Annotated in this window: 15 protein-coding genes; 5 read left to right on the forward strand and 10 right to left on the reverse strand. The window is 56.9% G+C overall.

Features of this window, described 5'->3' with window-relative positions:
* Position 1: 1 nt before the first annotated feature.
* Entirely contained in the window at positions 2-850 is an 849-nt protein-coding gene (gene rsmA, locus AC2FIM_RS03530) for a 16S rRNA (adenine(1518)-N(6)/adenine(1519)-N(6))-dimethyltransferase RsmA (protein ID WP_496731764.1), read from the forward strand.
* A gap of 612 nt (positions 851-1,462) precedes the next feature.
* Here rsmA and AC2FIM_RS03535 read toward each other — a convergent pair.
* From AC2FIM_RS03535 to prfA, 3 genes are all read right to left on the reverse strand, one after another.
* Positions 1,463-2,038, reverse strand: a complete 576-nt coding sequence (locus AC2FIM_RS03535) for a DUF4167 domain-containing protein (RefSeq protein WP_496675938.1) — start codon at positions 2,036-2,038, stop codon at positions 1,463-1,465.
* A 237-nt stretch (positions 2,039-2,275) separates the two neighbouring features.
* Entirely contained in the window at positions 2,276-3,121 is an 846-nt protein-coding gene (gene prmC, locus AC2FIM_RS03540; protein WP_496675942.1) for a peptide chain release factor N(5)-glutamine methyltransferase, read from the reverse strand.
* The gene (gene prfA, locus AC2FIM_RS03545) at positions 3,118-4,173 is read right to left on the reverse strand and encodes a peptide chain release factor 1 (protein WP_496675945.1); all 1,056 of its coding nucleotides are present in this window, start codon (positions 4,171-4,173) and stop codon (positions 3,118-3,120) included. The genes prmC and prfA overlap by 4 nt, the downstream gene beginning before the upstream one ends.
* A gap of 63 nt (positions 4,174-4,236) precedes the next feature.
* Here prfA and AC2FIM_RS03550 point away from each other — a divergent pair, with 63 nt between their 5' ends.
* Positions 4,237-4,524, forward strand: a complete 288-nt coding sequence (locus tag AC2FIM_RS03550; protein ID WP_271947446.1) for a hypothetical protein — start codon at positions 4,237-4,239, stop codon at positions 4,522-4,524.
* On the opposite strand, the gene AC2FIM_RS03555 is transcribed toward AC2FIM_RS03550, so the two are convergent.
* The 4 genes from AC2FIM_RS03555 to AC2FIM_RS03570 all read right to left on the reverse strand — a co-directional run bounded on the left by AC2FIM_RS03555 (position 4,465) and on the right by AC2FIM_RS03570 (position 8,091).
* A complete protein-coding gene (locus AC2FIM_RS03555) occupies positions 4,465-4,869 on the reverse strand; it encodes a DUF1499 domain-containing protein (protein ID WP_496676216.1) in 405 nt (134 codons plus the stop codon). The two genes, AC2FIM_RS03550 and AC2FIM_RS03555, sit on opposite strands and share 60 nt — an antisense overlap.
* Before the next feature lie 69 nt (positions 4,870-4,938).
* On the reverse strand, positions 4,939-5,886 hold the full coding sequence (gene speB, locus AC2FIM_RS03560; RefSeq protein ID WP_142633393.1) for an agmatinase: 948 nt from the start codon (positions 5,884-5,886) through the stop codon (positions 4,939-4,941).
* 63 nt (positions 5,887-5,949) lie between these two features.
* Positions 5,950-6,915 carry an agmatinase gene (speB, locus tag AC2FIM_RS03565; protein ID WP_271947448.1) on the reverse strand — a complete coding sequence of 322 codons (966 nt, stop codon included), beginning with the start codon at positions 6,913-6,915 and terminating at the stop codon, positions 5,950-5,952.
* 12 nt (positions 6,916-6,927) lie between these two features.
* Entirely contained in the window at positions 6,928-8,091 is a 1,164-nt protein-coding gene (locus tag AC2FIM_RS03570; RefSeq protein ID WP_142633389.1) for a M20 aminoacylase family protein, read from the reverse strand.
* A gap of 66 nt (positions 8,092-8,157) precedes the next feature.
* On the opposite strand from AC2FIM_RS03570, the gene mazG reads away from it, so the two are divergent.
* The 3 genes from mazG (at position 8,158) to AC2FIM_RS03585 (ending at position 10,466) form a co-directional block, all read left to right on the forward strand.
* Entirely contained in the window at positions 8,158-9,015 is an 858-nt protein-coding gene (mazG, locus tag AC2FIM_RS03575) for a nucleoside triphosphate pyrophosphohydrolase (RefSeq protein ID WP_142635104.1), read from the forward strand.
* 63 nt (positions 9,016-9,078) lie between these two features.
* Positions 9,079-10,020 (forward strand): nucleoside hydrolase, encoded by a 942-nt coding sequence (locus tag AC2FIM_RS03580; protein ID WP_496707930.1) that lies wholly within the window; start codon positions 9,079-9,081, stop codon positions 10,018-10,020.
* Positions 10,017-10,466, forward strand: a complete 450-nt coding sequence (locus AC2FIM_RS03585) for a GNAT family N-acetyltransferase (protein WP_142633385.1) — start codon at positions 10,017-10,019, stop codon at positions 10,464-10,466. Before AC2FIM_RS03580 ends, AC2FIM_RS03585 begins: the two co-directional genes overlap by 4 nt.
* Before the next feature lie 52 nt (positions 10,467-10,518).
* On the opposite strand, the gene AC2FIM_RS03590 is transcribed toward AC2FIM_RS03585, so the two are convergent.
* From AC2FIM_RS03590 to AC2FIM_RS03600, 3 genes are all read right to left on the reverse strand, one after another.
* Positions 10,519-10,686 (reverse strand): hypothetical protein, encoded by a 168-nt coding sequence (locus AC2FIM_RS03590; protein ID WP_185956604.1) that lies wholly within the window; start codon positions 10,684-10,686, stop codon positions 10,519-10,521.
* 273 nt (positions 10,687-10,959) lie between these two features.
* Complete coding sequence (eno, locus tag AC2FIM_RS03595; RefSeq protein ID WP_271947452.1) at positions 10,960-12,237, reverse strand: phosphopyruvate hydratase; 1,278 nt, start codon at positions 12,235-12,237, stop codon at positions 10,960-10,962.
* Between the two features lie 124 nt (positions 12,238-12,361).
* On the reverse strand, positions 12,362-13,243 hold the full coding sequence (locus tag AC2FIM_RS03600) for a DMT family transporter (protein WP_271947454.1): 882 nt from the start codon (positions 13,241-13,243) through the stop codon (positions 12,362-12,364).
* Positions 13,244-13,320: the final 77 nt, after the last annotated feature.

The raw sequence follows: 13,320 nt of genomic DNA on the forward strand, positions 1-13,320 counted from the left end.
CATGAGCACTATCGACAACCTTCCCCCTCTGCGCGAGGTTATCGCCTCGCATCAACTCTCGGCTCGCAAGTCGCTGGGCCAGAACTTTTTGCTGGACCTGAACCTGACCGCCAAGATCGCGCGGCAGGCCGGAGATCTTGCGGAATGCGATGTTCTGGAAATCGGCCCCGGCCCCGGCGGGCTGACCCGTGGGCTACTTTCAGAAGGTGCGCGCAAGGTTGTCGCGGTTGAAAAAGACACCCGCTGTATCGCTGCCCTGAATGACATCGCCGCCGCCTATCCCGGCAGGCTTGAGGTCATCAACGGTGACGCGCTTGAGATTGACCCGCTTACGCATCTGACCCCTCCGATCCGTGTGGCGGCAAACCTGCCCTACAATGTCGGCACCGAGTTGCTGGTCCGCTGGTTGACCCCGCCGCAATGGCCTCCGTTCTGGCAAAGCCTGACCCTGATGTTTCAGCGCGAAGTGGCGGAACGGATCGTCGCCCAACCCGGCGGAAAAGCCTATGGTCGCTTGGCCATCCTTGCCCAATGGCGGGCCGACGCGCGCATCGCCATGTCACTGCCACCCGGCGCGTTCACCCCGCCCCCCAAGGTCTCAAGCGCCGTGGTCCACCTGATCGCCCTGTCGCAACCGCGCTATCCGGCTGATCCTGCCACACTGTCCCGCGTGGTCGCCGCCGCTTTTAATCAGCGCCGCAAAATGCTGCGAGCCTCGCTAAAGGGCGTGGCCCCGGATATCGAAGACCGCCTGATCGCCGCCGGAATCAAACCCACCGAACGTGCGGAACAAGTGCCTTTAGAAGCGTTCTGCGCATTGGCCCGCGAAGTGTCTTCCACTCAATCCTAATATTTCTGCTGTCAACTCACGGAGACAAACAGTGAACTCAAATCCACTGGCGTCGGAACTGAAAAAGAAGCTGGTTGTTGGAATTTCCGCACTAACCATCCTATGCTTTATACAGCCCCACTCCTCAAATGCCTCAGAAGTCACGCTGTTGTGCACCTTTCTCGGCGACCGTGAAGGGTGGTTTGCGCAACAGACTCGCTTCACAATCGATACCGGCTCCGAAACGGCCATTGTGGATGACCAATTCATACGCCACGTAAAAAAGGGCCCAATACGGGTTCCCTATAAATCCCTGGGCTCTGACGAGTATAGGCTCAAGTGGAATCTTACGCTGCCTGTTGTGTTATCGAGAAGATATGGAACCAGAAAAGGTATGCCCCAAAATGTCCAAAAGACCATTCGGTATACCGCATTTGTTGACACCAATTCTGCGACCGCGAACATAAGATCGAATGTACCTAACGCACCAAGACCGAAAGGCATATGCAGAACGGTAAGGTGACTGACACTCCAAAGATCCGAACAAAACACTTTTTGTTTGAAGGTCGGGGCAACACATCAAAAAACCCCGGCGCAGTACCGGGGTTTTCTATTATAAATCTACTGGCTGATTTACTCTGCCGCTTCAGGCGTATCACCGTTGCCGGAGGGCGCGTCCTCAGTCGCAGCAGGTGCGGCTTTGGGCTTGCGCGCCCGAGGCCGACGGGCCGGTTTTTCTTTTTTCTCACCCTCTTCAGGGCTTTTGCTTTCAGGCGTTTCTACAAGCCCGGATTCCGGAGCAGCTGCGTCAGCGGCAAACCCCATCACATCAGGTTGAGGTGCCTCAGCGGGATCCGACTGGCGGACGGTTTCGCGTTCCTGACGCTCGGCACGCTCACGATCTCGTTCAGCCTGGCGTTCGCGATTCTGACGCTCTTGCTCCTCACGGCGTGCATCCATTTCACGCTGAGCTTCGCTAAGCAAACGCAGGTAATGTTCGGCGTGCTGCTGAAAGTTTTCGGCAGCTACACGGTCGTTAGACAACTGAGCATCGCGTGCAAGCTGATTATATTTATCAATAATCTGTTGCGGCGTGCCACGCACTTTGCCCTCTGGGCCCGAACTGTCGAAAACTCGGTTTACGACGTTGCCGCCAGAAGGACGATTGCGGTTATTCTTTGCCCGAGAGCGGGATTTGGAAGATCTCATCTACTTTAGTCAGCCTTGTCGTTCGCTGCCGATCAGTTCGCGTCTTGCACTGCTCAAGGGCTTAGCTATGACACGATGTCGGCTTTTTTGGGCTTGGCGTCAGGGGCCCGCTGTAACAGCGTCAACCTCTCTGACTACACCTGAGTAAACACGTCCAGAGCGTGCAGACAAGAGGTTTGTCCCAATTTTTGTACCTTTTTTATATCAATCGGCGCATTTCGGCCTCAGAACGTTCCGTCATGAAGGCATTCTGGCGAAAACGACGCGGTCGCGACCATCCAGATCGGGAATGATCCGTACGTCTGTCAATCCTGCTGCGTCGAACAAAGATGCGACGCTTTGCCCTTGCTCGGGTCCGATTTCGACAAGTAACCGACCATGGGGCAATAGAAAATCCGGGGCGGCGGCAGCAATCCTGCGGTAGGCCCCCAAGCCGTCACCTTCGTCTGTCAATGCCATCCGCGGCTCATGGTCCCGCACTTCAGGTGCCAGGGTGTCCATTTCCGGAAGGGAAATATAGGGCGGGTTTGAAACAATCAGGTCAAATTTAGCTTCAATGTCTCCAAACCAATCGGATTGCTTAATTTCGATCCGGTTCTGAACATCGTGTTGCACGGCATTTGCACTGGCCTGTAGGCAGGCCGCCTCACTCAGATCCACACCAATACCCGATGCACTGGTGCGTTCGGACAGCAATGTGATCAGGATGCACCCCGATCCAACCCCCAGATCGAGGACATAGTCAAAGGGTTCGCTCAGCGCGGCCTCGATCAGAACCTCTGTTTCCGGGCGTGGATCCAGCACGTCCCGGCTAACTTTGAACCGACGGCCGTAAAACTCACGTTCCCCCAACAGATGAGAAACGGGCACACGAATGGCCCGAAGCGAGATCAGTTGCTCGTATCGCTCAGCAATATCCGGTAAAAGCTCTTCGGGTGTAATCAGTGTCACGCGACTTGCTTCGATCCGGGCGGCGTGGGCGAGTAGAACCCGCGCATCCCGCGCCGGATCAGCCACACCAGCCGCACGCAATCTTGCCGTAGCGGCCACCATGGCCTGAGCCGCTGTCTGGCCGCCGGTCATTGCGCCATCTCGGCCAGGAGACGCGCCTGATCATCCGCGGTCAATGCGTCGACTACCTCATCCAGATCGCCCTGCATCACCTGATCCAACTTGTACAGCGTCAGATTGATCCTGTGGTCCGTCATGCGGCCTTGCGGGAAATTATAGGTCCTGATCCGTTCCGACCGGTCGCCAGACCCGACCTGGTTCGCCCGATCTGCCGAGCGTTCGCTGTCAATCCGCTGACGCTCCTGATCATAAAGTCGAGTCTTCAGAACCTGCATCGCGATTTCGCGATTGCGGTGTTGAGATTTCTCGGAGCTGGTCACCACAAGCCCGGTGGGCAAGTGTGTAATCCGCACGGCCGAATCGGTGGTGTTCACGTGCTGCCCACCCGCACCTGAGCTGCGCATCGTGTCGATACGGATATCATTGGCGTCGATCTGAATATCGACATCTTCGGCCTCGGGCAGAACCGCCACGGTCGCTGCCGATGTATGAATGCGCCCGCCACTTTCGGTTTCTGGCACCCGCTGCACCCGGTGAACACCGGATTCGTATTTCAAACGGGCAAAGACGTTGTCGCCTTTGATATGGGCAACCACCTCTTTGATGCCGCCCAGATCCGACGCCTGCTCTTCGAGGATCTCGAATTTCCAGCCGCGCGCTTCGGAATACCGCTGATACATGCGCAGCAGATCGCCCGCAAAAAGCGCGGCCTCATCACCGCCGGTTCCAGGGCGGATTTCCAACATGGCCGGACGCGCATCAGCGGCATCCCTAGGCAACAAGGCCAGTTGCAGGGCGTTTTCGGCACCGGGGATTTGGGCCTGCAGGTTGGGGATTTCCTCTTCGGCCAGCTCCCTCATATCAGGATCGGCCAGCATCGCCTCGGCCTCGGCAAGGTCAGTGACCAGCTGGCGCCATGCCATGATCTGATCGACCACCGGCTTGAGGTCCGAATATTCCTTGGCCAGCACAGCAATATCGCCGCCCAAAGCACCATCTGCCATGGCTGCTTCGAGGTATTGGAATCGCTGAGTTATCTGTTCAAGGCGTTCTTCGGGGATCATCCGGGCGGTGTCTCTTAATCCGGGGCTATGGTCAAGGGCTGTCCGTATGCTAAGCTGCCCCGCATGAGACGGTTGGTTCTGGTTCTATCGCTTTTTGCGACGCCCGCGATGGCCGATGTCGTCGGTCCCGGCGGCAAGGTACAGGACTGCTATTGCACTGACAAATCCGGGTCACGCGTTGAATTGGGTGAGATGATCTGCCTGCAGGTCGACGGTCGCATTTTCACTGCACAATGTCAGATGTCACTGAACGTTCCGATGTGGCGCGAGGTACAGGAAGGATGCCTGTCCTCAGGGCTGCATCCGCGCGAGCCAGCCATCAACGCGGTTTCGGTTTACCCCAAAATCTGAGCGTCCAAAGCGCAACCTGCCATAGATGCGCAGTGTGTCGCCGTTCTGCTGGACGGTTGTGTAATCTGGAAAACCTATCACTTTGGTACGGGTGATATAGGTGACCATCCCGTCATCAACTGACCCGGCCAGAACCTTTGTACGTGGTGAGGCCATTGCGATTTCGTTCAACTGCGCCAACCCGTCCGGCCCCGTTTCAAGTACTCGCACGACGCCACCACGGAGGTCTCTGTTCGCGTCGCCGACGGGGGTATTGTGCCAGATGGCGGGATCAGATGGCGCAAGCCGTATATACCCCCCCACAAGGACAATCAGACCCGCAATCAGCCACAGCGCCATTTTCATCTTTTCCACTCTGTTAGATTGCGGAACCATATGCAGTTCCGCATGGCAAACAAGAGATTGCCGCGATCCCTACCGTGACGTCACGCCTGGCAATATGCACAGCAGTTCAAACAGCAGATTGGCAGCGGTCAGCGCCGTATTGCCAGAGGGATCGTACGGCGGAGAAACCTCGACCAGATCACACCCAACCACATTAGCCCCGCCCAGGGCATGGATCAGTTGCAACGCTTGCGGTGTGGTTAACCCGGCAATCTCGGGCGTGCCGGTTCCGGGGGCGAAGGACGGGTCCAGACTGTCGATGTCATAGGTGATATAGACCGGATGATCCCCGATCTCATTGCGTATCTGCGCGCCCATGACCGTCAGGTTCTGCTGCCAAAGCTCCCATGCGGGGTATTGGCGAAAGCCCCACCCTTTGGCCTCGGTAAAGTCCGATGCCGCATAGCCAGAGCCTCGGATCCCGATCTGAAAGGTTTTGTCCGGCACGATCAGCCCTTCTTCATAGGCGCGCCGGAAAACGGTGCCGTGGGTTTCCTTTTCGCCAAACATCTCATCATTCACATCCGCATGGGCATCCACATGGACAAGCGCCACAGGCCCGTGTTTCGCGGCTATGGCCCGCAGGATCGGCAAGGTGATCGAGTGATCGCCCCCCATCGCCACAGGTGTCACACCCTGCGCCAGAATCGCGTCATAGCTTTCCTTGATGATCCTCAGGCTGTCGGACAGCGAAAAGGTGTTGATCGCCAGATCGCCGATGTCGGCGATTTGCAGGCTGTCGAAGGGGGCCGCAAAGGTGGCCATATTGTAAGGCCGCAGCATCGCACTTTCGCTGCGGATCTGTTTCGGTCCGAACCGTGTCCCCGACCGCCAAGAGGTGCCAATGTCCATCGGGATGCCTATTACGGCCACATCCAATCCGGCCAACGTATCCGCCTGCGGCAGGCGCATAAACGTGTTTGGGCCGGAAAAACGCGCCAGATCGTTACCGCTGATTGGTTGGTTGAATTGTGTCATGCCGTTATGTCTTCCGTCCTGCCCTGCTGCTAACCTGATACCGGAAAGATGGCTAACCAAAGGTTAAGGATTCAGCTTGTTCCATCCCAGCAGGCAAATGATTTGCGTCGCCACATGTGCGCCTGCAATCGCTGTCGCACCTGAGGTGTCATAGGGCGGCGAAACCTCGACCACGTCCCCGCCTTTGATGTTAATCCCAGCAATGTCGCGCAGGATGATCTGAGCCTGAATCGAACTCAGTCCACCCCAGACCGGCGTTCCCGTGCCAGGCGCAAAGGCCGGGTCCAGACCGTCGATATCGAAGCTCAGGTAAACCGGGTTGTCACCAAGAATGCCTTTGATCTTTTGCGCCACGGCGGCGGGACCGGACTCGTACACCTCCCGAGCGTCAATGATGTTGACCCCCAAAGTATCTTCGTTCGTCGTACGAATACCCACCTGAACGGAACGCTTGGGGTCCACTATCCCTGATTTGACCGCCTTGTAGAACATGGTCCCATGATCCACGCGGGACATGTCGTCGTCAGCCCATGTATCCGTATGCGCATCAAATTGCAGCAAGGACATTGGCCCGTATTTCTCGGCATAGGCCTTCAGGATCGGAAAGCTGATATAGTGGTCCCCACCAAGCGTCACCGAGGCCACGTCAGCGTTGAGAATTGTGCGAATGTGGTCCGTCAATGTGTCCGGAAAGGCAGGTATATTGGCGTAGTCATAAGCCATGTCCCCATAATCCACGATTGCCAATTCGCTTAGCGCATCAAACGGCCAGCCATAAGGCTCATCCGGGGATTGCAACGTGCTGGCCTCGCGGATGGCGCGTGGCCCAAGACGCGTACCGGGACGGTTCGTCACCGCCTGATCAAATGGCACGCCGGTTACGGCGATATCAATCCCGGTCAGATCCTTGGTATACAAGCGGCGCAAAAATGACATCGCCCCCCCGAAAGTATTCTCGTACGAGACGCCTTTCAGTTCAGGATTGGTAAACGCCTCGTCGACGAAATTCTTTGAATCTTCCAGTGCCATGTCTTTCTCCTGTCAGCCCAAAGGCTGGGCCTTTTCGACGATCCGCGCAAAGAAAGACGCCCCAACCGGCGCGATGTCGTCGTTGAAGTTGTATTTCGGATGATGCAGTCCGGCCCCCTCGCCTTGCCCCAGAAACAGGTAAGCGCCGGGGCGCGATTGCAGCATGTATGAAAAATCCTCGGCCCCCATCATCGCGTCGACATTGGTCATCACGCGATCTGCACCAGCAACATCACGCGCGATTTCTGCGGCAAAACCAGTCTTGTCGGCGTCATTGATTGTTGCAGGATAGTTGACCTCATAGTCCAGCCGCGCTTCGACACCATAGGATTGGGCCTGTCCTTGTACGATCTGTTCCATCCGCTCCATCACCATTTTCTGCACAGTCGGATCAAAAGTGCGCACAGTGCCGTTGATAAAGGCGGTATCGGGGATCACGTTGTTCACGGTGCCGGTATGGATTTGCGTGACCGAGATCACCAGACTGTCCAAAGCATAGTTGTTACGACTGACGATGGTCTGAATCGCCTGGGCGATACCGCAGGCCGCCATCACCGGATCCCGAGTTTCATGCGGCATGGCACCATGGCCACCAAGGCCCTGAATGTGAACTTCGAACGTATCAACAGCAGCCATGATCGGCCCGGGGGTTGTCTGAAAGGATCCTTCGGGAATTCCAGGCGCATTGTGCAATGCATAGATTTGGGAAATGTCGAACCGGTCCATAATCCCCTCTTCGACCATGACGCCCGCGCCACCACCCTCTTCTTCGGCCGGTTGAAAGATCAGCGCCACGCGTCCACGGAAATTTCGGGTTTCCGCCAGATAGCGCGCTGCGCCCAACAACATCGTGGTGTGCCCGTCATGACCGCAGGCATGCATGTTTCCGGGCTTGGTTGATTGGTACGCGACTCCTGTTTCCTCGGGGATAGGCAGAGCGTCCATATCAGCGCGCAGACCGATCGTCGGCCCCTCACCCTGGCCATTGATGATCGCAACGATCCCAGTGGTGGCGATCCCTTGGTGCACCTCATCCACATCGAACTCACGGAGTCGATCCGCGACAAAGGCCGCGGTTTCGTGGCATTCGAATGCAAGCTCGGGGATCGTATGCAGATGCTGGCGCCATGCGGCCATATCGGCAGAGAAATCGGCAATTCGGTTGACGACGGGCATCTGGGGTGGACTCCTGATCGTGACTGCGGAATGGATGCATCTGACACCGGAACGAAAGGGTTCGCAATGGCCGAAAATCCTCTGATCCATGACAGCGATGCTGGCATCGAACGCTTGTTAGAGATCATGCGCCGACTGCGCGACCCTCAAACCGGCTGCCCATGGGATATCGAGCAGGATTTCGGCACGGTCGCTCCTTATACGATCGAAGAGGCTTATGAGGTCGCTGATGCCATCGAACGTGAGGCTTATGATGAGCTGAAGGGCGAACTCGGGGATCTGCTGTTCCAGTCTGTCTTTCATGCACAAATGGCCGAAGAAGCCGGGCATTTCACCTTTCAGGACGTGGTGCGCACCATGTCGGACAAGATGGTCGCCCGGCACCCGCATGTCTTTGGCGACGAATCCCGCGACAAATCGGCAGAGCAGCAAACACTGGACTGGGAAGCCATCAAAGCAGCCGAACGTGCTGGTAAAGAACAACAAGGCGCGTTGGACGGTGTCGCCGCCAACCTGCCCGCCCTGCTGCGTGCTCTCAAATTGCAGAAACGTGCCGCCCGTGTTGGATTCGACTGGCCCGATGCCAGCCATGTGCTGGCCAAGATTACCGAAGAGGCTGCCGAACTGGAAGAGGCACGCGACCGCATGGATGCGGATGCGTTAGAGGATGAGTTCGGCGATCTGCTATTCGTTATGGTCAATCTGGGCCGCCATCTTGGGGTCGAGCCCGAGACCGCCCTGCGTCGGACCAACGCCAAGTTCACCCGCCGGTTCGAACAGGTCGAGTCGCGCCTGGCTGCACGGGGGAAAACCCCAACGGAAAGCACGCTGGAAGAGATGGACGCGCTTTGGGACGAGGTGAAGATCGAGGAACATCGGGCCAATGGCAAACTCCCGCCGGCAAAGGCCGAGGCCGGAACGTAAAACCGCTAGACAAGCTCTCGGACACTTGCGAGTGTCCCACCTTCACGACCTCCGGAGACGATCATGCCCGCTCGCAAAATCATAATAGACACCGATCCGGGACAGGACGATGCCGTCGCCATTCTGCTGGCGCTTGCTAGCCCCGACGAAATTGAGGTTTTGGGCATTACCGCAGTCGCTGGCAACGTACCCTTAGAGCTAACCGCCAAAAACGCGCGTATTGTCTGCGAATTAGCTGGCCATACCCAGACCCCCGTCTATGCCGGATGCGACCGCCCATTAGAGCGCCCCCTGATCACAGCAGAGCATGTGCATGGCAAAACTGGCTTGGATGGGCCGGTTCTGCCGGATCCGCAGATGCCGCTGTCCGAAGGACATGCCGTCGATTTCATCATCGACACGTTGCGCGCGCAAGAACCAGGCTCCGTTACGCTCTGTCCCCTTGGGCCATTGACCAACATCGCCACAGCGTTCCGCAAAGCGCCTGACATCGTGGACCGGGTTCAAGAGATCGTTTTGATGGGAGGGGCATATTTCGAAGTTGGAAACATCACCCCAACCGCCGAATTTAACATTTATGTCGATCCAGAAGCCGCTGATATCGTGTTCAAATCTGGACGTCCCGTTGTGGTGATGTCGCTTGATGTCACGCATAAAGCTCTGGTGACCAAGACGCGCAACGATGCCTTCCGTAGAATTGGAAACAAGGCCGGTGTCGCGGTGGCCGAGATGACCGATTTCTTTGAAAGGTTCGACAAGAACAAATACGGCTCGGAAGGTGCTCCGCTACACGACCCTTGCGTGACAGCCTATCTTATCAAACCCGAACTGTTTACCGGGCGGCTGGTGAATGTCGAGGTAGAGACCCAATCAAAGCTGACCTTGGGCATGACAGTTGCCGATTGGTGGGGTGTTACCGACAGAAAACCCAACGCCCTGTTCATCGGAGAAATTGACGCTGGCGGGTTTTTTGATCTGCTCACGGATCGGCTGGCCCGACTATGAGCGCCGCACTTCGCCTTGCCCGCCCCGAGGATCTGGAACGTCTGGTTGGTCTGGTCGCCGCCTTTCACGCCGAAGAAGGCATTACCCAGGATGCCGATCAGACGCGCAATGCGCTTGCCCCTCTTCTCGAGGGAATACCTTTTGGGTGCATCTACCTGATTGGCCCCGGTCGCGCACCCTTGGGCTATGTCATCCTGACCTTTGGGTGGTCGGTTGAATTCGGCGGCATGGATGGATTCGTGGATGAGATCTATATTCGTCCTGCCGTGCGAGGGCGCGGAATTGCGTCTGAAGTCTTGCTGGATTTGCCCAAGGCGTTGGCGAGCGCGGGGCTCACAGCCTTGCATCTTGAAGTCGATCGTACGAACGAGACGGCACAGAAACTGTATCTACGCACAGGTTTCAAGCCTCGTGACCGCTATATGCTGATGAGCAAAACCCTTTGATCCATTTCTGTGTGGCTGAACAACAAGGCCACCCGCGAAAGATTGACAGGCCCTACCGGGCCTCACCGCGACGGATGTAAACCGGAGCTTCAAGGTTTGCCACCGGATCGTCAGGGGACACTGCCGTACCGGTGATCGGATATGTTCCAGGCTCTGAGCAAGCAACCAGAAATACAGTGCTGAGTGCAGACGCTACCAGAAGAAGTTTCGAACCATTCATAGTGTTCCCCTTATCTGTTATTTCAATATGATACGAATGCGCACTACAGAACAAAAAGGAAAAAGTTCACACATAAGGATCGCTAGCGCAGGACCCCTATATAAGTCATTAATATATCTAGATAATACTATTCATAACCTCCCAAGTTTCTTCTGACCCAATCATGCTAAAGTGCCGATTTGAGATTTAGACATGGGCAAAACCTGCAATCCAACACAATAAAGCCCGGCCCATTTCCACAGGCCAGGCAATCAAAATTCAGGCTTACAGGTTTCAGCGCTTGAGGATTGAGGCCCCTGCGTATTCGGCAATCTCACCCAGAGATTCTTCGATACGGATCAGTTGATTATACTTGGCTAACCGATCTGACCGCGCCAGTGATCCGGTTTTGATCTGACCGCAATTCGTGGCCACTGCCAGATCGGCAATCGTGGCATCTTCGGTTTCGCCCGAGCGGTGCGACATCACATTGGTATAGCGTGCGCGATGGGCCATATCGACGGCGCGCAGCGTCTCGGTCAGCGATCCGATCTGGTTCACCTTGACCAGCATCGAGTTGGCACAGCCGCGTTCAATCCCTTCCGCCAGTCGCGTGGGGTTGGTCACGAACAGGTCGTCGCCCACCAGCTGCACCTTGTCGCCAATCATGTCGGTCAGGGCCTTCCAGCCGTCCCAATCATCTTCGGACATACCGTCTTCGATTGAGATGATCGGATAGTCGTTGACCAGCGCCGCCAGATAGTCGGCATTTTCTTCCGAGGTCAGGCTCTTGCCCTCACCGGACAGGACGTATTTGCCGTCTTTGTAATACTCGGTCGCGGCGCAATCCAAAGCTAGATGGATTTCCTCACCCGGCTTGTAGCCCGCCTTTTCGATGGATTTCAGAATGAAATCCAGTGCCTCGCGCGTGCTGGCGATGTTGGGGGCAAAGCCGCCCTCGTCGCCGACACCTGTGGCAAGACCTGCCGACGACAGCTCTTTCTTCAGAGTGTGGAACACCTCGGACCCCATGCGCACCGCGTCGCGGATATTCGTGGCCGAGGTCGGCATGATCATAAATTCCTGAATGTCGATCGGGTTGTCGGCATGTTCGCCACCGTTGATGATGTTCATCATCGGCACGGGCAGGATACGGGCCGAGGTGCCGCCGACATAGCGAAACAGCGGCTGTGTGGTGAAATCCGCTGCCGCCTTGGCCGTTGCCAGCGAAACGCCCAGGATGGCGTTTGCGCCCAGACGGCCTTTGTTCTCGGTGCCGTCCAGTTCGATCATAGTCTGGTCGATCGCCACCTGCTCGGTCGCGTCGAACCCAACCAGTTCTTCGGCGATCTCACCATTTACGGCGGCAACCGCTTCGAGCACGCCCTTGCCCATATAGCGCGATTTGTCACCATCACGCTTTTCGACCGCCTCATAGGCGCCGGTCGAGGCACCCGACGGGACGGCGGCACGGCCCATGGTGCCGTCTTCCAGGATCACGTCCACTTCGACGGTCGGGTTGCCCCGGCTGTCCAGAATTTCGCGTGCATGGATGTCGATGATGGTGCTCATGAGGCCCGTCCCTGTGGCTGCAATCAGTTGCCAGCCTCATATCAGTATAGGGCAAAAAGTAAACCACTCATGTTATCGCTAACACATATCTGAGAGCGTGTTTGCGCAAACCTGCGACGATCCGTCAGGCCGCAAGAGCCAGTGACCGCGCCAGGCTTCGTTCGCGCAGGAAGGTATAGAGCCCCGACCCCAGGATCAGCGATGCACCGGCAACCGTCATCATATCCGGGCGTTCCCCGAACATCAGCATTCCGGCCGCAATAGAAAACACCAGCCGGGTGTATCGGAACGGGGTCAGGGCCGAAGCATCGCCAATCCGCATTGCGCTGACAATCCCGTAATACCCCAGAACACCAAATCCAATCGCGCCCAGGAACGGCCCGAATTGCGCCTGGTTCAGTGCAACGACCGGCTGGCCGGCCATTGAGATCAGCACAAAACCGGCAATGGTAACCGCCCCATAGGCCTGCATCGCAACTACTGCCGAGGCCACACGCACATCCAGCCTGCGTGTGATCAGATCGCGGGCGGCAATAGCCACAACGCTGGCCACGACGAAAAGGGTTTCTGGCTGGAACCCGTCCAACCCCGGTCGGATGATCAAGAGAACACCGATGAAACCAACGCCGATTGCGCTCCATCGCCGCCATCCAACCTGCTCGCCCAGGAACAACGCCGCCCCCATTGTAACGACCAAAGGCATTGCTTGAAACACCGCGGCAACCGTTGACAAATCGACCAGAGACAGCGCGGTCACAAAAGCCACGGCCCCGAACCCCTCGCAGAGCGCACGTATCAGGGGCAAAGTCTGCCACGCGGCAGCATCAAAGATGCGTTTGCGGGTGAACACCGCCATACCAACAAAGACCAGACCACAGGAAAGGCCCAAAAGAACCATGATCTGTCCTGTTGGCACTGTGACCGACAGGTGTTTGATGAACATATCTTCAAGTGCAAAGGCCGCCATTGCGCCGACGACCAGCAAAATGCCGTTCACATTGTTCATAGTTTTGTCCGTAGAATATTGCGGCGCGTTCAGCCGGTCATATCCAAGCAAAAGCCGATGCCGGGCGGTCAGGCAAG

The sequence above is a fragment of the Ruegeria sp. CDSC052 genome (assembly GCF_059610685.1).